This is a genomic window from Streptomyces sp. DSM 15324, assembly GCF_001514285.1.
Taxonomy (GTDB): domain Bacteria; phylum Actinomycetota; class Actinomycetes; order Streptomycetales; family Streptomycetaceae; genus Streptomyces.
Genome location: NZ_KQ949032.1, coordinates 218,588 through 242,485, shown reverse-complemented (window position 1 = coordinate 242,485; position 23,898 = coordinate 218,588). Strand labels below are relative to the sequence as shown.

General features: G+C 72.1%; 20 protein-coding genes and 1 tRNA gene. 13 read left to right on the top strand and 8 right to left on the bottom strand.

The window, feature by feature from the left end; genetic code table 11:
- Window positions 1–110: 110 nt before the first annotated feature.
- The 9 genes from AQJ58_RS29070 to AQJ58_RS29030 all read left to right on the top strand — a co-directional run bounded on the left by AQJ58_RS29070 (window position 111) and on the right by AQJ58_RS29030 (window position 10,220).
- The gene (locus tag AQJ58_RS29070) at window positions 111–935 is read left to right on the top strand and encodes a hypothetical protein (RefSeq protein ID WP_067255507.1); all 825 of its coding nucleotides are present in this window, start codon (window positions 111–113) and stop codon (window positions 933–935) included.
- 164 nt (window positions 936–1,099) lie between these two features.
- Window positions 1,100–1,864, top strand: a complete 765-nt coding sequence (locus AQJ58_RS29065) for a YcnI family copper-binding membrane protein (RefSeq protein WP_067255748.1) — start codon at window positions 1,100–1,102, stop codon at window positions 1,862–1,864.
- A gap of 170 nt (window positions 1,865–2,034) precedes the next feature.
- On the top strand, window positions 2,035–2,688 hold the full coding sequence (locus tag AQJ58_RS29060) for an SCO family protein (protein ID WP_067255506.1): 654 nt from the start codon (window positions 2,035–2,037) through the stop codon (window positions 2,686–2,688).
- Complete coding sequence (locus AQJ58_RS29055) at window positions 2,685–3,134, top strand: copper chaperone PCu(A)C (RefSeq protein WP_067255505.1); 450 nt, start codon at window positions 2,685–2,687, stop codon at window positions 3,132–3,134. Before AQJ58_RS29060 ends, AQJ58_RS29055 begins: the two co-directional genes overlap by 4 nt.
- A gap of 13 nt (window positions 3,135–3,147) precedes the next feature.
- Window positions 3,148–5,208, top strand: coding sequence for a copper resistance CopC/CopD family protein (locus AQJ58_RS29050; protein ID WP_067255504.1), 2,061 nt, complete (start codon window positions 3,148–3,150; stop codon window positions 5,206–5,208).
- A gap of 8 nt (window positions 5,209–5,216) precedes the next feature.
- Window positions 5,217–6,497, top strand: a complete 1,281-nt coding sequence (efeB, locus tag AQJ58_RS29045) for an iron uptake transporter deferrochelatase/peroxidase subunit (RefSeq protein WP_067255503.1) — start codon at window positions 5,217–5,219, stop codon at window positions 6,495–6,497.
- Window positions 6,498–6,631: 134 nt separating this feature from the next.
- Window positions 6,632–7,564, top strand: coding sequence for a prephenate dehydratase (gene pheA / locus AQJ58_RS29040; protein WP_067255502.1), 933 nt, complete (start codon window positions 6,632–6,634; stop codon window positions 7,562–7,564).
- A 539-nt stretch (window positions 7,565–8,103) separates the two neighbouring features.
- Window positions 8,104–9,381, top strand: a complete 1,278-nt coding sequence (gene serS / locus AQJ58_RS29035) for a serine--tRNA ligase (RefSeq protein WP_067255501.1) — start codon at window positions 8,104–8,106, stop codon at window positions 9,379–9,381.
- 59 nt (window positions 9,382–9,440) lie between these two features.
- A complete protein-coding gene (locus AQJ58_RS29030; RefSeq protein WP_067255499.1) occupies window positions 9,441–10,220 on the top strand; it encodes an HAD family hydrolase in 780 nt (259 codons plus the stop codon).
- A gap of 60 nt (window positions 10,221–10,280) precedes the next feature.
- Here the strand turns inward: AQJ58_RS29030 and AQJ58_RS29025 are convergent.
- The 6 genes from AQJ58_RS29025 to AQJ58_RS29000 all read right to left on the bottom strand — a co-directional run bounded on the left by AQJ58_RS29025 (window position 10,281) and on the right by AQJ58_RS29000 (window position 14,499).
- Window positions 10,281–10,368, bottom strand: a tRNA-Ser gene (locus AQJ58_RS29025).
- A gap of 238 nt (window positions 10,369–10,606) precedes the next feature.
- Window positions 10,607–10,849 carry an SGM_3592 family protein gene (locus AQJ58_RS29020; protein ID WP_067255497.1) on the bottom strand — a complete coding sequence of 81 codons (243 nt, stop codon included), beginning with the start codon at window positions 10,847–10,849 and terminating at the stop codon, window positions 10,607–10,609.
- 115 nt (window positions 10,850–10,964) lie between these two features.
- Window positions 10,965–11,684, bottom strand: a complete 720-nt coding sequence (locus tag AQJ58_RS29015) for an ABC transporter permease subunit (RefSeq protein WP_067255495.1) — start codon at window positions 11,682–11,684, stop codon at window positions 10,965–10,967.
- A gap of 10 nt (window positions 11,685–11,694) precedes the next feature.
- Complete coding sequence (locus AQJ58_RS29010) at window positions 11,695–12,606, bottom strand: ABC transporter ATP-binding protein (RefSeq protein ID WP_067255493.1); 912 nt, start codon at window positions 12,604–12,606, stop codon at window positions 11,695–11,697.
- Entirely contained in the window at window positions 12,603–13,511 is a 909-nt protein-coding gene (locus AQJ58_RS29005; protein ID WP_067255492.1) for a hypothetical protein, read from the bottom strand. Before AQJ58_RS29005 ends, AQJ58_RS29010 begins: the two co-directional genes overlap by 4 nt.
- Window positions 13,501–14,499 carry an ABC transporter ATP-binding protein gene (locus tag AQJ58_RS29000; RefSeq protein WP_067255746.1) on the bottom strand — a complete coding sequence of 333 codons (999 nt, stop codon included), beginning with the start codon at window positions 14,497–14,499 and terminating at the stop codon, window positions 13,501–13,503. The genes AQJ58_RS29005 and AQJ58_RS29000 overlap by 11 nt, the downstream gene beginning before the upstream one ends.
- A gap of 246 nt (window positions 14,500–14,745) precedes the next feature.
- On the opposite strand from AQJ58_RS29000, the gene AQJ58_RS28995 reads away from it, so the two are divergent.
- The 4 genes from AQJ58_RS28995 to AQJ58_RS28980 all read left to right on the top strand — a co-directional run bounded on the left by AQJ58_RS28995 (window position 14,746) and on the right by AQJ58_RS28980 (window position 19,232).
- Window positions 14,746–16,506 (top strand): SDR family oxidoreductase, encoded by a 1,761-nt coding sequence (locus AQJ58_RS28995; protein WP_067255490.1) that lies wholly within the window; start codon window positions 14,746–14,748, stop codon window positions 16,504–16,506.
- Between the two features lie 184 nt (window positions 16,507–16,690).
- On the top strand, window positions 16,691–17,239 hold the full coding sequence (locus AQJ58_RS28990; RefSeq protein WP_067255489.1) for an RNA 2'-phosphotransferase: 549 nt from the start codon (window positions 16,691–16,693) through the stop codon (window positions 17,237–17,239).
- A gap of 111 nt (window positions 17,240–17,350) precedes the next feature.
- The gene (locus tag AQJ58_RS28985; protein ID WP_067255487.1) at window positions 17,351–18,253 is read left to right on the top strand and encodes an LLM class flavin-dependent oxidoreductase; all 903 of its coding nucleotides are present in this window, start codon (window positions 17,351–17,353) and stop codon (window positions 18,251–18,253) included.
- A 91-nt stretch (window positions 18,254–18,344) separates the two neighbouring features.
- Window positions 18,345–19,232: a Cof-type HAD-IIB family hydrolase gene (locus tag AQJ58_RS28980; protein ID WP_199844711.1), complete on the top strand. Its 888-nt coding sequence runs from the start codon at window positions 18,345–18,347 to the stop codon at window positions 19,230–19,232.
- 14 nt (window positions 19,233–19,246) lie between these two features.
- On the opposite strand, the gene AQJ58_RS28975 is transcribed toward AQJ58_RS28980, so the two are convergent.
- Together AQJ58_RS28975 and cydD are read right to left on the bottom strand one after the other, a co-directional pair.
- Window positions 19,247–20,308, bottom strand: a complete 1,062-nt coding sequence (locus tag AQJ58_RS28975) for a M23 family metallopeptidase (RefSeq protein WP_067255484.1) — start codon at window positions 20,306–20,308, stop codon at window positions 19,247–19,249.
- Window positions 20,309–20,385: 77 nt separating this feature from the next.
- Window positions 20,386–23,886: a thiol reductant ABC exporter subunit CydD gene (gene cydD, locus AQJ58_RS28970; RefSeq protein ID WP_067255482.1), complete on the bottom strand. Its 3,501-nt coding sequence runs from the start codon at window positions 23,884–23,886 to the stop codon at window positions 20,386–20,388.
- Window positions 23,887–23,898 lie beyond the last annotated feature (12 nt).

Here is a 23,898-nt window from a genome sequence, read left to right as displayed (position 1 = left end):
CGTCGTGCCGGCCCGCCCGGAAAGTGGTCTTCCATGCCGCGGACGGCCGTAGCGCATCGTGTGGACCTGCCGTAGGGGGACCGTAAGGGCAGTGCGATGATGAGGCCGCCATGACTGCCCCCCACGAGGTCCGCCTGCTGCGGGCCGCGGTCTTCACCGCGGTCTGCGTCGTGCTGGCCGCGGCCGGGCACACCATGGCCTCCTGTGCCACTGTTCCGCCGTGGACGCTCGGGGTGGGTTTCCTCGGCGCCCTGGCCGTCGTGGTGCCGCTCGCCGGGCGTGAGCGTTCGCTGCCGGGCATGGTGGGGCTGCTCGCGGTCGGACAGACCGTGCTGCACACCCTGTTCGGGCTCGGACAGCACACCGCCGCCACGACCACCGGCGCGATGCCGACGTCCGACGCCGCGCTCGTCGCGCGGGCGGCCCGGCTGGTCTGCGGGGCGACGGCGGCGGCGATCAGCCCCGCCCAGGCCCGGAAGATCCTCGTCGACGCCCGCCTCTACAGCCCCACCGACGGCACCGGCATGACCGGGATGAGCGGCATGAGCGGGATGGGGTCCATGACCCACTCGGCGGACGCCCTGTCCGCGGCCGGTCCGGGCATGTCCCTGCTGCCGTCGCTGCCCATGGCCCTCGGGCATCTTCTCGCGGCCCTCGCCACGGGCTGGCTGCTGCGGCGCGGCGACTCCGCCCTGCGGCGCCTGATCGAACTGTCGGCGCACGGAGTCGCCGAGGGAGCGCTCGTACGGTCCCTGCGCGGGGCGCTCGCGCTGGTGCGTGCCCTGCTCGCGGGGCTGCCGACCGCGCCCGGCACGGGGCCGTGTCTGACGCGCACCGCCCTGCTCACGCCCCCGCGGCCCCGCACCACCGCACTCCAGCACACGGTGATCAGACGCGGGCCGCCGACCGGGTCCGTCCTCGTCCTCGCTGCCTGACGCGACACGACCAGCACTCCGCGGGAGGGATGGCCGCTGTCGTGCGGCACGCGTGCGTGCGCGCCGCCCGCCGGTTCCTCCGGCCCGCCGCGTACGCCTCCCACCGTCCGACCTGTGGTCAGACCCGACCGCAGACCTCATCCCGGAGTGGAGTGCTCCTCGCCATGCAGGCCTCTCGTATCGCCGCCGCCGCTGCCGTCGCCGGTTCCACCGTCCTCCTGCTGTCCTCGCCCGCGTTCGCGCACGTCAGCGTGCAGCCGGACGGCACGGCCGCGAAGGGCGGCTACGCCCTGGTCAACTTCCGCGTTCCGAACGAGCGCGACGACGCCTCGACCACCAAGCTCGAGGTGAGCTTCCCGACCGACCACCCGCTGGCCTCGGTGATGCCGGAGAAGATCGCCGGCTGGAAGGCCACCGTCACGAAGACCAAGCTCGCCAAGCCGCTCGAGGTACACGGGCGCAAGATCGACGAGGCCGTCTCCAAGGTCACCTGGACCGCCGACGGCAAGGGCATCGAGCCCGGCTACATCCAGCGGTTCCCGGTCTCCATGGGCGCCCTGCCCGAGGACACGGACGAACTGGTCTTCAAGGCGATCCAGACCTACTCGGGCGGCGAGGTCGTCCGCTGGATCGAGGTCCAGGAGGACGGCGCGGAGGAGCCGGAGAACCCGGCGCCCGTGCTCGCCCTGTCCGCCGCCACCGCGGACCACCACGGCGGCGCGGCCACCGCCGAGGACACCTCCGACGAGTCCTCCGACTCCGCCGACGACGCCAAGGCGGCCTCCGCGAGCACCGAGGCCGCCGCCGACTCCTCCGGCGGCAGCGACACCACCGCCCGGGTCCTCGGCGTGGTCGGTATCGTCGTCGGCGCCGCCGGGGTGGCCTACGGCGTGCTCGCCGGCCGCCGCCGCACGACGTCCGACGCCTGACCGGCACCGCCCACCCCTCCGCCCCACCTCCATCCGCAGTGCCGAGCACCACGTACCGCCCACCCGCGTACCTGGTACCGCCTCACTGCCGTACGCGCCGGGCCCGTGCAGCCGCACGGACGCACCGGCCCGGTGCGTACCGGAGTCTCCTCCGTCTGGGACATTTCTCTATGCGCAAGAAGACGTTCGCCGCGGCCGCGCTGCTCGCCGCCGCCACCCTCACCCTCTCCGCCTGCGGCAGCGGCGACAGCGCCGACACCACCGTCGCCGCGGTCGCCGGGGAGAACGGCAAGAAGCAGGCCGCGACCGTGCTCGACCAGCCCTTCACCAAGCCCGACCTGGTCCTCACCGACACCCAGGGCAAGCCCTACGACCTCCGCAAGGAGACCGCGGGCCACCCCACGCTGATCTACTTCGGCTACACCAACTGCCCCGACGTCTGCCCGCTGACGATGAGCAACATCGCCGTCGCCAAGAAGCAGCTGTCCCGGGCCGACCAGGACGAGCTGCGCGTGGTGTTCGTCACCACCGACCCGGACCGGGACACCCCGGCCGCGCTCGGCAAGTGGCTCAAGGGCATCGACCCGCAGGTCGTCGGTCTCACCGGCAAGTTCGCCACCATCCAGGCCGCCGCGTACTCCGTCGGCATCACCGTCGAGCCGCCGCACAAGGACAAGAACGGCAAGATGGTCTCCACCCACGGCACCCAGGTCATCGCCTTCTCCCCGAAGACGAACGGCGGCTACCTGCTGTACGGCGAGGGCGCCACGGTCGACGACTACACCAAGGACCTGCCCAAGATCATGAAGGGGCAGAACCCGTGAGCCGTCGCACCGCGGCCACCGCGGCGGTGATCGCCGGCGCGTTCCTGCTCGCGGGCTGCGGCTCCGACGGCAAGGCCGACCTGTCCGTCGAGTCCGCCTACATACCGCAGCCCGTCTCCGACACCATGGCCGCCGGTTTCCTCACCGTCGTCAACAAGGGCGGCGCCAAGGACGAGCTGACCTCCGTCACCAGTGCCGTCGCCGGCAGTGTCACGCTGCACGAGACCGTCGGGTCCTCGATGGAGGAGGTCACCTCGCTGGCGGTGCCCGCGCACGGTCAACTCGTGTTCAAGAGCGGGGGAAACCATCTGATGTTCGAGAAGCTGAAGCGCAAGCCGGTGCAGGGCGAGACGGTCGACGTCGAACTGCACTTCGCCGAGTCCGGCCCGCTGAAGGTCGAGATCCCGGTGGAGTCGGCCGTGTACAGCCCCAAGACCGGCCACTGAGGGAAGGACCCCTGTGAGGCAGACCATCGCCCCCCGCGTCCGGATGATCGTGCTGCTGTTCCTGGCGGTCACCGGTGCGCTGCTCGCCGGTGCCGGACCGGCCGCCGCGCATGCCGCGCTGACCGGCAGCGACCCCGCGCAGGGAGTGGTGGTCGACAAGGCACCCACCCAGGTGACGCTGACCTTCTCCGAGACCGTCTCCCTGAACGACGACTCGCTGCGCGTCCTCGACCCCAAGGGCGCCCGGGTCGACGAGGGCAAGCCGTCCAACACCAGCGGCACCTCGTACGCCGTCCAGCTGCACTCGGGGCTGCCCGACGGCACGTACACCGTGACCTACCAGGTGGTGTCCGCCGACAGCCATCCCGTCGCCGGCGCCTACACCTTCTCCATCGGCTCCCCCTCGAAGACCAGCGTGTCGGTCTCCGACCAGACGGCCGGCGGCGGGGTCGTCGGCCGGCTCTACGGCTTCGGGCGGTACCTGTCGTACGCCGGCTTCATCGTGATGACCGGCGGCGCCGCCTTCGTCCTGGCCTGCTGGCAGCGCGGCAGCGGGGTACGGGCGCTCCAGCGGCTGGTGGTCTCCGGCTGGCTCACGATGACCGCGGCCACGCTGTTCCTGTTGCTCCTGCGCGGCTCCTACACCAGCTCCGGCAAGGTCGGTGCCATCTTCGACCTGGAGCTGCTCGGTCAGGTCCTACAGACCAAGACGGGCGCGGCACTCGTCTCCCGGCTGCTGCTGCTCGCCGCGGCGGCGCTGTTCATCGCCGTCCTGTTCGGCGCGTACGACAAGCGTGAGGAAGAGGAGAAGCGGGACCTCACCTTCGGGCTCGCGGTCGGCGGGACGGTCGTGGCCGCGGGGCTCGCGGCGAGCTGGGCCATGGCCGAGCACGCCTCGACCGGGCTGCAGCCGGGCATCGCGATGCCGGTCGACATCGTGCACCTGCTGGCGGTCGCCTCCTGGCTGGGCGGGCTCGCCGCGCTGCTCGTCGCCCTCTACCGGGCGCCCGCGGACCGGCCCGTCGAGGCCGCGGCCGTCCACCGCTTCTCCCAGGTCGCCTTCGGCAGCGTCATCGCCCTGGTGGCGACCGGCGTCTACCAGTCCTGGCGCCAGCTCGGCTCCTGGTCGGCCTTCACCGAGACCGGTTACGGCCGGCTGCTCCTGGTGAAGATCTGCCTGGTGGCCGTGCTCGTCGGCATCGCCTGGATCTCCCGCCGCTGGACGACCCGGCTGGGGGACGCGGCAGGCGTCGCCGGGGAGGTGGGAGCAGGCGAGGAAGTCGGGGAAGAGCAGCGCGACCTGGAGCACGTGACCGCTCCCGCGCGGGCCGGGGAGTCCAAGAGCGCCGAGGAGTCCCCCAGCGCGGGGAAGTCGAAGAGCGCCGAGGGCTCGCAGGGTGCCAAGGGCTCGGAGGGAGCCGAGGGCTCCGAGGGAGCCGGGAGCTCGAAGGGTGCCGGTGATGCCGGTGACGCGCGGCGGGCCGTGCAGCTCGCGCGGCAGCGGGCCGCTGTGGACACCGCCCGGGAGAAGCGGCTGCGGGACGGCGATCCCCACCGCCTCGGGCTGCGCCGCTCGGTGCTCGCCGAGGCCGGGGTCGCCGTCGTCCTCCTCGCCGTCACCACCGCACTGACCTCGACCGAGCCGGGCCGTACCGAGCTGGAGGCCGCCAAGGCCGGCTCGTCGTCCTCCTCCTCGTCCTCCTCGTCCTCGGACCCTTCGGACTCCACCTCCGGTGCGCTGACGCTGGACATGTCCTTCGACACCGGCGGCTCCGACGGCAAGGGCGTCGTCAGCGTGGACATCGACCCCGCCCGGACCGGCGCCAACGAGATGCACGTCTATGTGACCCGGCCCAACGGACGCGGCTTCGACGTCCCCGAGGTCAAGGTCGCCTTCACCCTCGAAGCCAAGAACATCGGGCCGCTGTCCGTCGTGCCCGACCACATCACCACCGGCCACTGGGCGGCGAACGGGGTGCAGATCCCCATGGCCGGCGAATGGAAGATCGCCGTGACCGTGCGGACCTCCGACATCGACCAGGTGACCGTCTTCAAGAACGCGCAGATCGGCTGAACCGCACCATGCCCGACCAGTCCACCACCGAGATCCATGAGCCTGCGCCCCCCTCCTCCGAGGAGGGGGCGGCGCGGCTGACCCGGCGCAAGCTGCTCGGCACCGCCGGTGCCACCGGGCTGGTGCTCGGGGCCGCCGGCGCGGCCGCCGGTTACGCGGCGGCCCCCGCCCAGGCGACCCCGCTGTCCTCGGTCGGCGCGGGGCAGGCACCGTTTCACGTGAAACACCAGCCCGGCATCACCCAGGGCCTCCAGGCGCGCGGGCATCTGGTGGCCTTCGACCTGACGGCGGGCGCGGGCCGCAAGGAGGCGGCCGCGCTGCTGCGCCGCTGGTCGGAGACAGCCCGGCTGCTGATGGCGGGCGAGGCGGCCCCGAACGACGACACGGACATCGCCCGGGACGCGGGGCCGTCCTCGCTGACGGTCACCTTCGGCTTCGGCAACAGCTTCTTCGCCCGTACCGGTCTGGAGAAGCAGCGCCCGGTCGCCCTGGACCCGTTGCCCGACTTCTCCTCCGACCACCTGGACAAGACCCGCAGCAACGGTGACCTCTGGGTGCAGATCGGCGCGGACGACGCCCTGGTCGCCTTCCACGCCCTGCGCGCGATCCAGAAGGACGCCGGCAGTGCGGCGAAGGTCCGCTGGCAGATGAACGGCTTCAACCGGACCCCGGGTGCCACCGCCCACCCCATGACGGCCCGCAATCTGATGGGCCAGCTGGACGGCACCCGCAACCCCAAGCCGACCGAGTCCGACTTCGACGAGCGCATCTTCGTCCCCGCGAAGAGCACCAAGGATCCCGCCTGGATGGCGAACGGCTCCTACGCCGTCGTACGCCGTATCCGCATGCTCCTCGACGACTGGGAGAAGCTGTCGCTCAAGGCGCAGGAGCAGGTGATCGGGCGACGCAAGTCCGACGGGGCGCCGCTGACCGGGGGCGACGAGACGACCGCGATGGACCTGGAGAAGACCGACGCGAACGGCGATCTGGTGGTCCCGCTCAACGCGCACGCCCGGATCACCCGGCCCGATCAGAACGGCGGCGCGGCCATGCTGCGGCGGCCGTTCTCCTTCCACGACGGCATCGACCCGGACGGCACGCCCGACGCGGGCCTGCTGTTCGTCTGCTGGCAGGCGGATCCGCTGCGCGGCTTCGTCACCGTCCAGCGCAAGCTGGACCGCGGGGACGCCCTGTCGAAGTACATCCGGCACGAGTCGAGCGGCCTTTTCGCGGTGCCCGGCGGAGCGGCGACGGGCGGATATGTGGGACAGGCGTTGCTGGAGGGGTGAGGCGGGGCGCGTGGGGCGGGCTGGGTCCGCGGTCCGGTCCAAGGGGCACGCCCGGGGTTACGCGGATTCATCCGTGGGAGGGGTGCTCGTGAGACAGCGGCACCTGGTTCCGCTACGGCCATTAGGGTGAGGTCATGCCAGCGAGCTATGCGTATCTCGGCCCGGAGGGGACCTTCACGGAGGTCGCCCTGCGCACGCTTCCGGAGACCGCCACCCGGCAGCTGATCCCGTATGTGTCGGTGCAGTCCGCGCTCGACGCGGTGCGCGGGGGCGAGGCCGAGGCCGCGTTCGTGCCGATCGAGAACTCCGTCGAGGGCGGGATCACCACCACCCTGGACGAGCTGGTCGCGGGCGAGCCGCTGATGATCTACCGCGAGGTGCTGCTGTCGATCACCTTCGCGCTGCTGGTGCGGCCCGGCACCACGCTGGCGGACATCAAGACGGTCTCCGCGCATCCGGCCGCCCAGCCACAGGTGCGCAACTGGCTGAAGGCGAACCTTCCCGAAGCGGTCTGGGAGTCGGCCGCCTCGAACGCGGACGCCGCCCGGCTGGTCCAGGAGGGCCGTTACGACGCCGCGTTCGCGGGCGAGTTCGCGGCCGCCCGGTACGGCCTCGCCGCCCTGGAGACCGGGATCCACGACGCCGAGAACGCCCAGACCCGGTTCGTGCTCGTCGGCCGGCCCGCCCGGCCCGCGGCGCCGACGGGCGCGGACAAGACGTCGATCGTGCTGTGGCAGCGCGACGACCACCCCGGTGGGCTGCGCGACCTGCTGGGCGAGTTCGCCACACGCGGCATCAACCTGATGGTGCTGCAGTCCCGGCCGACGGGCGCGGGCATCGGCAACTACTGCTTCTGTATCGACGCCGAGGGGCACATCACCGACCGCCGGGTGGCGGACGCGCTGATGGGACTGAAGCGGATCTGCCGCGATGTGCGCTTCCTCGGCTCGTACCCGCGTGCGGACGCGACCGCGGCGGACGTACCCGCTCCGCTGACCGGAACCTCGGACAGCGCGTTCACGGCGGCTGCCGACTGGGTCGCGCGCTGCCAGGACGGCCGGTTCTAGGACCCGCGCCGGTCCTCTTCGTTATCCACAGAAGTTATCCACAGGTGGGCTTCTCGACCTGGGGACAAGTCGACAACGAAGCGCCATCCAGTCGACAAATCGCCCTGGAGCACCCACGCGAGCCCAGAGTCGCGCACATCACCCTTCGTCCACCCGTTTCCTTCGATCAATCCTTTGGGGCGACCCATTTCCACTCGAAAGTGGGGGCGGTGGGCGTCGAGGACGGGAATTCCTCGTGTCATCGAAGCGTCTCGGAATGATCCATTCCGATGTCCACAGAGCTTTCGCACACCCTGTGGATAACTCACTCGGGGTGTGGACCCCTGTGGACAACCGCGCCCCCAAGTCCCCTCCCGCGCAAGGACATCGAGTCAATGCGACGCCCGTCACATGACCCGTCCCAGGGAGTGAGACGCTTTCCCTTGACACGTACGGCAATTCCCTCATAACAGGCTGTAGGCCCACGATTCATCACAACAGGCACTCGGTTCGGAATAGTGAGTCGTGAGCCGCAACCAGGCACCGGTAGCCTTGACCGCGTGATTGACCTTCGCCTGCTCCGTGAGGACCCCGACCGTGTGCGCGCGTCCCAGCGCGCCCGTGGAGAGGACGTCGCGCTCGTCGACTCCCTCCTGTCCGCCGACGAGCGGCGCAGGTCGTCCGGCGTCCGCTTCGACGAACTGCGCAACGAACAGAAGTCGCTCGGCAAGCTGATCCCCAGGGCCGCCGCCGAGGAGAAGGCAGAGCTGCTGAAGCGGGCCGAGCAGCTCAAGGCCGACGTCAAGGCGGCCGACGCCGAGCGCGACGCGGCCGACGCCGAGACCCAGGAGCTGCTGCTCAAGCTCGGCAACCTCGTCCACCCCGGCGTGCCCGTCGGCGGCGAGGAAGACTTCGTCACCCTCGAGACGCACGGCACGATCCGTGACTTCGGCGCCGAGGGCTTCGAGCCCAAGGACCACCTGGAGCTCGGCCAGCTGCTCGGCGCGATCGACGTCGAGCGCGGCGCGAAGGTCTCCGGCTCCCGCTTCTACTTCCTGACCGGCGTGGGCGCACTGCTGGAGCTGGCCCTGGTCAACGCGGCGATCGCGCAGGCCACGGCGGCCGGCTTCACGCCGATGCTCACCCCGGCCCTGGTCCGCCCCCAGTCGATGGCGGGCACCGGCTTCCTCGGCCAGGCGGCGCAGGACGTGTACCACCTCGACAAGGACGACCTCTATCTGGTCGGCACCTCCGAGGTCCCGCTCGCCGCGTACCACATGGACGAGATCATCGACGCCGAGCGCCTTCCGCTGCGCTACGCGGGCTTCTCGCCCTGCTTCCGCCGCGAGGCCGGTTCGCACGGCAAGGACACCAAGGGCATCTTCCGCGTCCACCAATTCGACAAGGTCGAGATGTTCTCCTACGTCCACCCCGACGACTCGGAGGCCGAGCACCAGCGTCTGCTGGAGTGGGAGAAGCAGTGGCTGACCTCCCTGGAGCTGCCGTTCCGGGTGATCGACGTCGCCACCGGTGACCTCGGCTCCTCGGCCGCCCGCAAGTTCGACTGCGAGGCGTGGATCCCGACCCAGGGCAAGTACCGCGAGCTGACCTCGACCTCGGACTGCACCGAGTTCCAGTCCCGCCGGCTGTCGATCCGGGTCCGCGAGGGCAAGCAGGTCCGCCCCCTGGCCACGCTCAACGGCACCCTGTGCGCCGTCCCGCGCACGATCGTCGCCATCCTGGAGAACCACCAGCAGGCCGACGGTTCGGTGCGGGTGCCCGAGGTGCTGCGCCCCTACCTCGGCGGCCGAGAGGTCCTGGAGCCGACCGCCAAGTGAGCACCGCGTCGCCCTCCGGTTCTCCCTCTGGTTCTCCCTCCGGTGTCTTCCCCTACCGGATGATCGCGACCGACCTCGACGGAACGCTCCTGCGCTCCGACGAGTCGATCTCGCGGCGCACCCGTGACGCGCTCGCCGCCGCCACCGCGGCGGGCGCGGCCCACATCGTGGTCACCGGCCGTGGGGTCCCCTGGACCCGGCACATCCTCGACGACCTCGGCTACGAGGGCCTCGCGGTCTGCGGCCAGGGCGCGCAGGTGTACCACGCCGGGGAGCACCGACTGCTGACCTCGGTGACCCTGGACCGGCAGCTCGCCGGGGTGGCCCTCGCGAAGATCGAGGCGGAGGTCGGCCCGCTGTATCTGGCGGCGAGCCGGGACGGACTGGACGGCGATGTGCTGGTCGGGCCCGGTTACGCGGTCACCGGAAGGCTGCCCTCGACGCCGTTCACGGACGCGTCCGACCTGTGGGCCGCCCCGCTGAGCAAGATCTACGTACAGCATCCGACCCTCACGGACGACGAGCTGGCCGAGGCCGCGCGCCGGGCCGCGGGGGGTTTCGTGACCGTCGCCCTGGCCGGTGAGGGCATCGTGGAGCTGCTGCCGCTGGGCCTGTCCAAGGCCACGGGTCTGTCGCTGGCGGCCCGTCGGCTGGGAGTGAAGGCCGCGGAGACCATCGCCTTCGGCGACATGCCCAACGACCTTCCCATGTTCGCGTGGGCCGCGCGGGGGGTGGCCATGGCCAACGCCCATGAGGAACTGAAGGCCGTCGCCGACGAGGTGACGTCCTCGAACGAGGAGGACGGGGTCGCGGTCGTGGTGGAGCGTCTGCTGGGCTGAACCCATGGTGGTGCGGCGTGGGCCGCGCCTACGTCCACGCGCCTTGGTGCCAACGTCTTGCGGAGGATGCACGGATCGAACGTGCGCGGGCGTTTTCCACCCGACCGCGGTTTAGCAAACCGGTGCCTTGCCACTCGGCCAATCCTCCGGGTGGGCGGCCCACGCGAGAGCGACATCGCGTGCTCGAAGCGGCCGCCCCGGGCAGCTCCCCGTGCGATCGGGCTTCTTGGAGGGGTAACTACTCCGAAGCCCGCCGCCGGCTGCCCTGTCGGGAGCCGGACGTACTGCCGTGCATGGACATCGCCCCGCTCCTCTCCCAGCTCGTGGTGGACGACAACCACTGTGCCCCGTCCACGAGTCGGGCGCCACTGAATAAAACAGGTGTGCTATCGGCGGCGCCACCTGCGGCGGCGGGCCTTGCTGAAGAACCAGCCGGCGGGCGGCTCGTCGGAGCGCCACGGCTGCGGTTCCGGCTCCTGGGCCCGCCAGCGTGCGGCGAGCATCCGGGCCCGGGCGGACGGCTCGGACGTCTCGGCGGCCCGGACGAAGTCCTCGTCCAGGACGAGGTCGTCCCAGATCTCGTCACCGGATTCCTCGCGACCGCCGCGCTGTGACGTCTTGTCTGCCATCCCGGCCTCCTGACCTCCTGATGGGCCGCAATCCTTCGGCCCAGTGTGCCCGGGAGGGGGTGAAGCCACCGTCAAGGGCGACGGCCGCTCCACCCCCGCCCCTTCCGCTCCGCTGCTACTCCTCGCCCGCGAGGGTCAGCGACCGCAGCTTCTGTCCCGCGTACCAGGTGGCCAGGACGGTCACCGCGACGAGCAGCACGGTCGCCGTCGTCAGTCCGACGTCCGAGGTGACCAGGTCACCGCCGGCCACCTTGTGGGCGACGGCCAGCGACCACTGCTGGACGCTGAGGGTGCGCGCGCCCGGCACGAGCGAGCCGAACAGGGCCTCCCAGACCAGGGCGTAGACGAGCCCGAAGACCACCGCGTGCCGGGACACCGTGCCCAGCAGCAGGAAGAGGGCCGCGTAGGCGATGGAGGAGACCAGGGCCGCGACGGTGTAGGCCACGGCGATCTGCTGGCCGTTGCCGTTGAGGATGAACCCGGCGATCAGCGTCGGCAGGGCCGAGAACACCATCGTCACCGCGATCGCCACGATCAGCTTGGTGAAAATGATGGTCGGCCGCTTGATCGGCTTGGACAGCAGATACACCACCGAGCCGTCGTCGATCTCCGGGCCGATCGCGCCGGTGCCGGCGATGACACCGATGATCGGCACCATCGTGGCCAGACCGAGCCCGCCCAGCAGGTCGGCGGCCGTCTGGTCGTCGGCGCCGGTCAGCGCCCGGACGACCACGGAGATCACGATCAGCAGCAGGGGCAGGGCGCCCAGGATGAGGGCCCGACGGCGGCCGAGCAGGGCCCGGTAGGTGAGCCGGGCGACTGTGGGGTCGTACATCTTCGGCCTCCTACGCCGCGACCAGGTACGAGAAGACGGACTCGAGGGACTCGTCGGACGGCGAGACCGCCAGCAGCCGGATGCCGTGGTCCCTGGCGACCTTCGGCAGCAGTGCGGTGAAACGGCCGAAGTCGACGGCCTGGATGCGCAGCGCGCCCTCGGCCAGGTCCACCTCGATGCCGGAGGTCGACGAGTCGGCGATCAGTGCGGCCGCGAGGGCGCGGTCGTCGCTGGAGCGCACCAGATAGCGGTGCGGCCGGTCGGTCATCAGGCGGCGGATCCTGCGGAAGTCGCCGCTGGCCGCGTGCCGTCCGGCGACGACGACCTCGATGTGCCGGGCGAGCTGTTCGACCTCTTCGAGGATGTGGGAGGAGAACAGCACGGTGCGGCCCTCGTCCCCCATGCGCCGCAGCAGATCCATGAGCTGCATGCGCTGACGCGGGTCCATGCCGTTGAAGGGCTCGTCGAGCAGGAGCAGCGAGGGGTCGTGGACGAGGGCGCTCGCCATCTTCACGCGCTGGCGCATGCCCTTGGAGTAGGTCGAGATCTTGCGGTCCTGCGCGTACTCCATCTCCACCGTGGCCAGGGCCCGCTGGGCCGCCTTGTCGCCGAGTCCGTGCAGTTCGGCGTTGGCGACGACGAACTCGCGGCCGGTGAGGAAGTCGTACATCGCCTCGCGCTCGGGGACGATGCCGATGTGCCGGTAGATGTCCTCGTTGCGCCAGACCGGCCGGCCGTCGAGGGTGACGGCGCCGGTGGAGGGGGCGAGGAAGCCGCCCATCATGTTGATCAGGGTGGACTTCCCGGCGCCGTTGGGGCCGAGCAGGCCGGTGACTCCGGGGCCGATGGTCATGGTGATGTCGTTGACGGCGACCACGTTGCCGAACCAGCGGGAGACGTGGTCGATGTGGAGCGTGGTCACAGGCCCACCTTCCGGTAGCGGCGGATCAGGAGGCCGTAGCCGCCGGCGATCAGACCGAGGGTGACGGCGAGGAAGACCACGCCCTCTCCGGTGCTCGGGCCCATGGCCCCGGGGTAGGCCGATTGGGCGCCGAGGAACGCGGACTGAACGCCGTCGATCAGGGTGACCGGCGAGAAGAGTCCGATCCAGGCGATGGCGCCGGTGCTGTTCTGGGCCTCGGCGATGGCCTGGAGCGTGGAGACGGCGCCGTAGGAGATGGTCAGGACGGCGATGACGGCCGCGATGCCGAAGCCGCGGCGGGGCGTCACCGAGGCGATGACCAGGCCGATGCCGGCGAAGAGCAGGGAGAGCAGGGCCACGGAGACGAGTCCTTGGGCGAATCCCTTGCTCTGATCGGCGAAGTCGAGCTTGGCCAGCAGCGCGCCGATGTAGAGCACGAGGAGGGGGGCGGCGGTCAGGACGAACAGGGCCGAGGCCAGCGCCGCGTACTTGGCGCGTACGTAGTCCGCGGTCTCGATGGGCCGGGAGAAGTACAGCGGGACGGTCTTGAAGCGCAGGTCGCGGGAGACGGACTGGGGTGCCTGCGAGGCGACGTACAGGCTGATGACGGCCTGCATGATGATCGCGTAGCGCGTGTAGTCGACGGGGAGTTCCGTGGCCTTCGTGGCGATCGCGACGGCGACCATGATGGCCGCGGGCACGCACATCACCACGAACAGCAGCATGGGCAGCACCTTGGACTTCACCGAGCGGCCGAGGCCGTAGGCGCCGCGCAGGGACTGCGAGTAGAGGGAGCGGCGGGCGTAGGCGCGGCCGAGGCGGGGGCCGTCGTAGCTGCGGTAGCCGATGTTGTGGATGCGGGTCTGGTCCCCCGTGGGGGTGGTGACGGGCTGGTCAACCGCCATGGCCGACGGCCTCCTTCCTGGTCGTGTCGCTGTCCGTCGCGCGGCTGTCCGGGGCGCTGTCCGCGTCGGTGAACACCTCGGAGATGTGGTGCCGGCGCTGTTCCATGCGGACCAGGCCGAGTCCGAGGTCGGCAACCACGTCACGGACGACGTCGTAGGTCTCCTCGCCCTGGGCGGTCAGCAGCAGGATGTGGCCGGCGCCGGGCAGGCCCGCGCCGGATTCCACGATCTCCACGCCGCGCGCGAGGAGCGCGTCGCGGACCGCACGGGTGCCGTCCGGGTGGGCGTCGGTGTCGGTGACCTCGATCGCCACGGTGGCGGTGGTCTGGGTGAAGTCGGTGGTGGAGCTCGAGCGCAGGAGCTTGCCGCCGTCGACGACCACGACGTGGTCGCAGGTGCGCTCCAGTTCGCCGAGGAGGTGGGAGGTGACCAGGACCGAGATGCCGAAGTCGGTGTGGATGCGGCGGATCAGGCCGAGCATCTCGTCACGCCCGACCGGGTCGAGACCGTTGGTGGGCTCGTCGAGGAAGACCAGCTGCGGGTCGTGCACCAGCGCCTGGGCCAGCTTGACGCGCTGTTTCATGCCCGTGGAGTAGCCCCCTATGGGGCGGTAGCGCTCCTCGTACAGCCCCACGTGGCGCAGGGTGTCCGCGGTGCGCTCGCGCGCGGCGGTGGGGGGCAGGCCGGACATTCGGGCCATGTGCACGACGAACTCGGTGGCCGAGACGTCGGGCGGGAGGCAGTCGTGCTCCGGCATGTAGCCGACCCGCTCGCGGATGGCGGCGCCCTGGGTGGCCACGTCGAGGCCGAGCACGTGGGCGCGGCCCTCGGTGGCGGGCGAGAGACCCAGCAGGATCTTGATGAGCGTGGACTTGCCGGCGCCGTTGGCCCCGACGAGTCCGGTCACACCGGGTCCGATGTCCACGGACAGCCGGTCGAGCGCGGTCACCCGGGGGAACCGCTTGCTCAGGCTTTCGGTCGCGATCACAGTCACAGCATCGAATGTAGTGACGCGCGCCACGGACATCGTCAGACCTCAGAGCCGTCTTCGCCTCAGACCTCAGATGTACGGGCCCGTAGGGGGACGCCCTCCCTGAGAGTTACGGGGATCGGAGTGCCCCGGGCCGCCGACCGCCCTGTTGACGCCTTCTCTAACAAGTGCCAGATTCAGCGTGGTCAAGTTACGGACACGTACCGCAGTCGACGCGGACCGGTGGGACGAGGCGGAGGGGACGTGACGGTGCTCCAGGGCGCGCGCGAGCGGTGGGTGCGCACCGGCGGGACAGAGCTGTGCGTGGCCGAGCTGGGGGACACGGGGCGGCCGGTGGTCGTCCTGGTGCACGGTTACCCGGACAGCAAGGAGGTGTGGTCCGAGGTCGCGGTCCGGCTGGCCGACCGGTTCCACGTGGTGCTGTACGACGTCCGGGGCCACGGCCGCTCCGGCGCGCCGCGGCCGCTGCGGGGCGGGTTCACGCTGGAGAAGCTGACGCACGACTTCCTGGCGGTCGTGGACGCGGTCAGCCCGGACCGGCCGGTGCACCTGGTGGGGCACGACTGGGGTTCGGTGCAGTCCTGGGAGTTCGTGACCGTGGAGCGCACCAAGGGCCGGATCGCCTCCTTCACCTCGATGTCCGGGCCGTCCCTCGACCACTTCGGTCACTGGATCAACAAGCGCCTCACCAGGCCCACCCCTCGCCGGGTGGGTCAACTCCTCGGCCAGGGAGCCAAGTCCTGGTACGTGTACCTGCTGCACACGCCCGCCCTGCCCGAACTGGTCTGGCGCGGACCGCTCGGCAGGCGCTGGCCCGCGATCCTGCGCCGGGTGGAGAACGTGCCGGGCGACGGCTACCCGACCTCGTCACTGCCCTCGGACGCGGCCAACGGCGCCTGGCTGTACCGGGACAACGTGAGGAGCAGGCTGCGGCGTCCGCGCCCCGACGCCCACGCGCACGTGCCCGTGCAGCTGATCACGCCCCTGGGCGACGCGTTCCTGTCGGAGCGGCTCTACGACGAACTGGAGCAGTGGGTGCCGCGGTTGGTCCGGCGCACGCTCCCCGCCAAGCACTGGGTCCCGCGCACGCGCCCCGACCGGGTCGCCTCCTGGATCACCGAGTTCGTCACGTCCGTCGAGGCCACGGGAGGGCCGCAGCCGCAGCCCACCGGCCGCCATGCCGAGCGTTTCGGCGGGCAGTTGGTGCTGGTGACCGGCGCGGGCAGCGGCATCGGGCGGGCCACGGCGCTCGCGTTCGCCGAGGCCGGGGCACGGGTGGTCGCCGTCGACCGGGACACGCAGAGCGCGGTCCGGACCGCCGGCACGGCACGGCTCATCGGCGCCCCGCAGGCCTGGGCGGAGACCGCGGACGTCTCCGACGAACGGGAGATGGAGAAGCTCGCGGCCAGGGTGCACGCCGAGTACGGGGTGTTGGACGTGCTGGTGAACAACGCCGGGGTGGGGCTCGCGGGTTCGTTCTTCGACACCACCTCCGAGGACTGGCGCCGGATACTGGACATCAACCTGTGGGGGGTCATCCACGGGTGCCGGCTCTTCGGCGGGCGGATGGCCGAGCGCGGTCAGGGCGGGCACATCGTCAACATCGCGTCCGCCGCGGCCTTTCAGCCGTCCAGGGTGCTGCCCGCCTACAGCACGTCCAAGGCCGCCGTGCTGATGCTGAGTGCCTGCCTGCGCGCCGAACTGGCCGGTCAGGGCATAGGCGTTACGGCCATCTGTCCCGGACTGGTGAACACCGGCATCACGGGCACGGCCACCTTCGTGGGTGTCGACGCGGCAGAGGAGCGGCGCCGCCGGAAGCGGGCCACCCGCGCGTACGGGCTGCGCAACTACCCGGCGGAGAAGGTCGCGGACGCGATCCTGCGCGCCGTGGTCCGTGACGAGGCCGTGGTCCCGGTGACGCCGGAGGCGCGCGGAGCGCACGCTCTGTCACGCCTCGCTCCCCGGGTGTTGAGGGCCCTCGCCCGGGTGCGGCCACCGCTCTGAGGGGATTTGGGCCGCCCGGCCGCACACACCCTCTCTCCGGGCGGCCTTGGCGAAAGATCCCTGCGGCGCGGCCCGTTGTCCACAGAAACGCCAACTTGCTTGTGGATAAACCCCGTTGGTTGTGGATCAAACCTGAGCCGCAAAAGAAAATGCGTGATCCACGTCTCCCCGTCATGCTGAGGGCATGGACCCCGGACGCACCGTGAAGGTGTCGAAATACCTCTCCAAACATCTGCGCCACCAGCCCGAGCGCATCGGCCTCACCCTCGACGAGGCCGGCTGGGTCGAGATCGACGAGCTGATCGCGGCGTGTGCAGCGCACGGCTTCCGCTTCACCCGGGACGAGCTGGACCACGTCGTCGCCACCAACGACAAGAAGCGCTTCGCGATCGACGGCACCCGGATCCGCGCCAGCCAGGGCCACAGCATCGAGGTGGAGCTGGGGCTGCCCCCGGCGACCCCACCGCCGTACCTCTACCACGGGACCGTGCCCCGCTTCCTGGACGCGATCCGGGCCGAGGGGCTGCGGCCGATGAACCGGCACGACGTGCACCTGTCGGCCGACCGGGAGACCGCGACCCGGGTGGGAGCCCGCCGGGGACGCCCCGTCGTCCTGTCCGTGGACGCCGGAGCCATGCACCGCGACGGCCATGTCTTCCACGTCAGCGCCAACGGGGTGTGGCTGACGAAGGCCGTCCCGCCGCACTACGTGCGGTTCCCCGAGGCGCACTGACCTCGAAGGAGACCTTCCGGAGACCTTCGGGCAACCCTCATTCCGTGGCCACCTGGTCGCTTACGGTGACTGTTTCACGTGAAACACGGGCGTCCGCATACGCTCGATGACATGAGTCTGCGCCTGAGCACCGTGATCCTCCCCTACCGCCGCTGGAACGAAGGGGGCCGTTCGGCGTGGGCGCGAGCCGAGCAGCTCGGCTTCCACACGGCCTACACCTACGACCATCTGTCCTGGCGCAGCTTCCGTGACGGCCCCTGGTTCGGGGCGGTCCCCACCCTCACCGCCGCCGCGGCCGTCACCGACCGACTGCGGCTGGGCACTCTGGTGACCTCGCCGAACTTCCGGCACCCGGTGACCCTCGCCAAGGACCTGATCTCCCTGGACGACATCTCCGGCGGCCGGGTGACCCTCGGCATCGGCGCGGGCGGCACCGGCTTCGACGCCACCGCCCTCGGCCAGGAACCGTGGACCCCACGCGAGCGGGCCGACCGGTTCGCCGAGTTCGTGCCGCTGCTCGACCGGCTCCTCACCGAGGACTCCGTGTCCCACGAGGGGGCCTTCTACTCGGCGCACGAGGCACGCAACATCCCCGGCTGTGTCCAGCGCCCCCGGCTGCCCTTCGCCGTCGCGGCGACCGGGCCGCGCGGGCTGCGGCTGGCAGCCCGGCACGGTCAGGCCTGGGTGACCACCGGCGACCCCAAGCTGTACGAGAACGGCAGCTCCGAGCAGTCGGTTCAGGCCATTCGCGGTCAGATCGGGAAACTGACCGAGGCATGCGCCGCCGAGGGCCGGGACGTGAACGGGCTGGAGAAGATTCTTCTCACCGGGTTCACCCCGGACCGCGGCCGTCCGCTGGAGTCCCTGGACGCCTTCGTCGACTTCGCGGGACGGCACCAGGAGCTCGGCTTCACCGAGCTGGTGCTCCACTGGCCCATCCCGGACTCCGACTTCGCGGCGGACGAGAAGGTCTTCGAGCAGATCGCCATGGAGGCTCCGGCCCAACTCGGCTGACACCGACGGCCGGTCGCCGAGCGCGAAGACCGGCCGCCCGAGCCCTTCCTGAGTCTCATGTGTGCGAGCTCTCGCACGGCCGTGCGGGCATATGCGCGAGAATGGCCGGGTGACCTCAGCGACTCGACAGCCCGAGACCCCGGCCCCCGCCCTCCCGCCGCGGCTGGTCGCCACCGACCTCGACGGCACTCTGCTGCGCGACGACAAGTCGGTGTCACCCCGCACGGTCGCCGCGCTCGCGGCCGCCGAGGAAGCGGGCATCGAGGTCTTCTTCGTCACCGGCCGCCCCGCCCGCTGGATGGACGTCGTCAGCGAGCACGTGCACGGCCACGGCCTGGCGATCTGCGGCAACGGCGCCGCCGTGGTCGATCTGCACGGCGGCCCCGGCGCCCACCGGTTCGTGAAGGTGCGCGAGCTGGAACGGAACAACGCACTGGACGCCGTACGGCTGCTGCGCGACGCGGCGCCCGGCACGATGTACGCGATCGAGCAGACGTACGGCTTCCACCAGGAGCCGGAGTACCCGAAGATGCACATGGAGGTCCCCGACCACCTCGCTCCCGCCGAGGAGCTGCTGGCGCCGGACGGCCTCGCCGCCGGTGAGCCGGTGCTGAAGATCCTCGCGTTCCACCCCACGCTCGACCCGGACGCCTTCCTCACCCTGGCCCGCGTCGCCATCGGCGACCGCGCCAACGTCACCCGGTCCAGCCCGAGCGCCCTGCTGGAGATCAGCGGCCCGGACGTCTCCAAGGCCAGCACGCTCGCCCTGTGCTGTGCCGAGCGCGGGATCTCCCACGAGGAGGTCGTCGCGTTCGGGGACATGCCCAACGACGTCGAGATGCTGACCTGGGCGGGCCGCTCGTTCGCCATGGGCAACGCACACCCGGACGTGATCGCCGCCGCCTCCGGGCAGACGGTCGCCAACAACGAGGACGGGGTCGCCGTGGTCATCGAGCGGCTGATCGCCGAGCGGCGGTAGCGGCCCGCGCCCGCCTAGGCGACCGGCACACCGCGTTCCGCCAGCCACGGCACCGGATCGACCGACGAGCCCAGCTCGGGCGTGACCCGTGCCTCGAAGTGCAGATGCGGTCCGGTGGAGTTGCCGGAGGTGCCGGACTGGCCGATCCACTGCCCGGCCGTCACCCGGTCCCCCTGGTCGACCGTCACGGCGGCGAGATGGGCGTACTGCGTGCAGTAGCCGTCGGCGTGCCGGATCACCACCTGGATGCCGAACGCTCCCCCGCACGCCACCCGCACCACGCGCCCCGCGCCGACCGCCCGCACCGGCGTCCCGATCGGCACCGCGAAGTCCTGCCCGGTGTGCCGGTTCGCCCAGCGGTCACCGCCGCTGCCGAAGCCCGCCGACAAGGTGTACGTCTCCACCGGGGTGACCCAGGGCCCCGTGACCCGCGCGGGCGGCTGGTCGAGCCGTACGGCACCGCGGCAGGCGCCCGCGGCCACCGAGGCGTCCGCCTGCCCCTGCAACGCCCACCGCGCCTGCTCCAGCCTGTCCTCGATGACCTGCCGCAGGCCGGCGAGTTCGACCCGTCTGCGCTCGACCTCCTGCCAGACCGCGCCGGCCCGCGCCTCGTCGGCGGCCAGCCGGCTCTCGGCCCGGCGGCTCTTCTCCAGCGCGTTGTCGACGGCCAGGTTCGCCTGGGAGAACAGATGCTGACCGCGCATCAGCCGCTCCGGATCGGCCGCCAGCAGCATCTGCGCGACGACCGGGAGCCCGCCCCCGTCGCGGTACTGGGCGCGGGCGATACGGCCCAGGTCCTCGCGCAGCACCGCGGTCTCCCGGCGTTCCCGGCCGAGGAGTTCCTCCAGCCGCCGGACCTCGGCCTGCTTCGCCTGCGCCGCACGCCGTCCCGTCTCGTAGCGCCGGGTGGCCACGGCCGCGTCCTCGTACAGCCGCGCCACCCGCGTACTGAGCCCGGAGTCCGCGCCAGTCCCGTCGCCGGGCTCCCCGTCTGCGGCAGCGGGGCGTGCCGCGAGCAGGGCGGCCCCGCACAGCAGGACCACGACGAGCCTCGAACCGCGGCGAAGTGAGCGCATGTCAGCGATCGTGACCCGACCTGCCGCCCGGGTCCTGTCGGAGGCGTACGCCCGGGGGACGCCTCACCCCTGATGGCTCAACCCGACGGCTGCGCGCCCACCAGCAGGTCCGCCGCCGCCTCCCGCTCGGCCATCGCGCGCAACGGTCCCTCGACGGCCGCCAGTTCCGCGTACGCGCCGCGCTGCACGATCCGGCCCGCGTCGAGGACCACCACCTCGTCCACCGCCCCGAGACCGGCCAGCCGGTGGGTGATGAGCAGAGTGGTACGGCCCTCGGTCGCGGCCAGCAGGTCCGCGGTGAGCGCGTCGGCGGTCGGCAGGTCGAGGTGCTCGGCGGGCTCGTCGAGCACCAGCACCGGGAAGTCGGCGAGCAGCGCGCGGGCCAGCGCAAGGCGCTGCCGCTGACCACCGGAGAGCCGCGCCCCGTGCTCGCCGACGAGCGTGTCGAGCCCGTCGGGCAGTCCCTCCGCCCACTCCAGCAGCCGGGCCCGCGCCAGCGCGTCCCGCAGCTCGTCCTCGCTCGCGCCCTTCCGCGCCAGCAGCAGGTTCTCGCGCACCGAGCTGTCGAAGAGATGCGCGTCCTGGGCGCACAGCCCGACCAGGCGGCGTACGTCGTCGCCGGCCAGGGCGGCCGTGTCCACCCCGCCGAGGGTGTACGAGCCCGCGTCGGCGTCCAGGAAGCGCAGCAGCACCTGCGCGAGGGTCGTCTTGCCGGAGCCGGAGGGCCCCACCACGGCGATCCTGTGCCCCTGCGCGAGCGTGAGGTCGACCCCGGCGAGCGCGTCCCGGTCCTGCCCGGCGTGCCGGGCGGTCAGCCCCCTGACGGCGAGCGGGAACGGCGCCACGGGCGCCTGCCGGGGCCGCTCCGGCTCGCGCACCGGCTCGGGGGAGTCCAGCACCTCGTACACCCGCTCGGCGCTCCTGCGGACCCGCTGGCGGTACTGCACGGCGAGCGGCAGCCCCAGAACCGCCTCGAAGGCGGCCAGCGGGGTCAGGACGACCACCGCCATCGTCACGCCGTCCAGTCGCCCGGCGGCGACCGCCTGGGCCCCCACGAGCGCCGCGGCGGCCACGGTCAGTCCCGAGACGAGGGCGGTCAGCCCGTCGCCCAGGGCGGTGGCCGTGGCGGCCCGGGAGGCGATCCGGGTGAGCACGGCATCGGCGGCCCGCACTCCGGCCCTGCGGGCGGGCAGGGCGCCCGCGACGGTCAGTTCGGCGGTGCCCGTGAGCAGGTCGGCCGTCCGGGTGGCGAGCACGCCCCGGGCGGGGGCCAGCCGGCGTTCGGCCCGGCGGGCCACCGCCGCGGTGACCAGCGGAACGCCCACCCCGGCCGCGAGGAGCCCGGCGGCGAGCACCGCGCCCGCCTCGGGCAGCAGCCAGGCCGTGAACGCCACCGACCCGGCCGACACGACGGCGGCGGCAGCGGCGGGCAGCAGCCAGCGCAGCCAGTAGTCCTGGAGGGCGTCCACGTCGGCGACCAGCCGCGTCAGCAGGTCGCCCCGGCGGGTCGTGCGCAGCCCGGCGGGCGCCAGCCGCTCCAGGCGCCGGAACACCGCGACCCGGGTGTCGGCCAGCATCCGCAGCACGGCGTCGTGCGACACCAGCCGCTCGGCGTACCGGAACACCGCGCGGCCGATGCCGAAGGCGCGGGTCGCCGTCACCGCCACCATCAGGTACAGCACCGGCGGCTGCTGCGAGGCCCGTGAGATCAGCCACCCGGAGGTGGCCATCAGCCCGACGGCACTGCCGAGGGCCAGTGCGCCCAGCAGCAGCGCGAGAGCGAGCCGGCCACGGCGGGCGCCCGCCGTGCCCCGGACGCGGGCGAGTACCCCGTGCCGGGCGGCGACGGGGGTGGTCCCGGCGGCGGCCGGGGTGCCGGGGGCCGGCGCCTCCGGCGGGGCGGGGGCGGCCGTGACCTGTGCGGCGGACCGGCGGGGGCCGGTGCCGGCGGGCTCCGCCAGCCGGACGATCCGGTCCGCCACCCCCAGCAGCGCGGGACGGTGGACGACCAGGAGGACCGTCCGGCCGGCCGCCAGCCGGCGTACGGCCGTCACGATCTCCGCCTCGGTCGCGCCGTCGAGCGCCGCCGTCGGCTCGTCGAGCAGCAGGACGGGACGGTCGGCGAGGAAGGCGCGGGCCAGGGCGAGACGCTGGCGCTGGCCCGCGGACAGGCCGGTGCCGTCCTCGCCCAGGACGGTGTCGAGGCCCTCGGGCAGCGTGGCCACGAAGTCCAGTGCTCCCGCGTCCGCCAGCGCCCGCCGTACGGCCGCCTCGTCGGCGTCGGGACGCGCCAGCCGTACGTTCTCCGCGATCGTCCCGGCGAACAGGTGTGGGCGCTGCGGCACCCAGGCGATGCGCGACCGCCACTGCTCCAGGTCGAGGTCGGCGAGGTCGGCCCCCCCGATCCGCACCCGGCCCCCGGTGGGCCGCACGAAGCCCAGCAGGGTGTGCAGCACGGTCGACTTGCCCGCACCGCTCGGGCCGACCAGCGCGACGGTCTCCCCCGGTGCGACGGTGAACGACACCTCGGAGAGGGCGTCGGCGGCGCGGTCCGGGTAGCGGACGGTCACCCCCTCGAAGACCAGCGGGCCCTCGGGGACCTCGGCCGTGCCGGGGGCCGGGAGCGGCGTCTCCAGGACGGCGAAGATCTCCTCGGCGGCCGCGAGCCCCTCGGCGGCCGCGTGGTACTGCGCGCCGACCTGCCGCAGCGGCAGATACGCCTCGGGTGCCAGAACCAGGATGACCAGGCCGATGTACAGGTCCATCTCGCCGTGCACGAGCCGCATGCCGATCGTCACGGCGACCAGGGCCACCGAGAGGGTCGACAGCAGCTCCAGCGCGAAGGACGAGATGAAGGCGATCCGCAGCGTCCGCATGGTCGCCCGGCGGTACTCGCCGGTGATCCGCCGGATGGACTCGGCCTGCGCCTTGGCCCGCCCGAACACCTTCAGCGTGGGCAGCCCCGCGACCACGTCCAGGAAATGCCCGGACAGCCGGGACAGCAGCCGCCACTGACGGTCCATCCGCGACTGGGTGGCCCAGCCGATCAGCACCATGAAGACAGGGATCAGGGGGAGGGTGCAGACGATGATGGCCGCCGACACCCAGTCCTCGGTGACGATCCGCGCCAGCACCGCGACCGGCACGACCACGGCGAGCCCCAGTTGGGGGAGGTAGCGCGCGAAGTAGTCGTCGAGGGCGTCCACCCCCCGGGTGGCCAGGGCGGTCAGGGAGCCGGTGCGCTGTCCGCCCAGCCAGCCGGGACCGAGCGCGGTGGCCCGCTCCAGGAGCCGCCCCCGCAGCTCCGATTTCACCGCCGCGCTCGCCCGGTGGGCGGCGAGTTCGGTGAGCCAGGAGACCAGGGCACGGCCGCCCGCGACCCCCGCGAGCAGCAGCAGGGGGGTGCGGAGTCCGAAGACGCCCAGCCCGTGCTGGAACGCTCCGACCACGACCTCGGCGACGAGCATCGCCTGGGCGATGACCAGGAGCGCCCCGACCGCGCCCAGGCCGACCACGGCCAGCAGGAAGGACCGGGTGGCCCGGGCGTGGCGGAGGAGACGCGGGTCGATCGGTTTCACGTGAAACACACC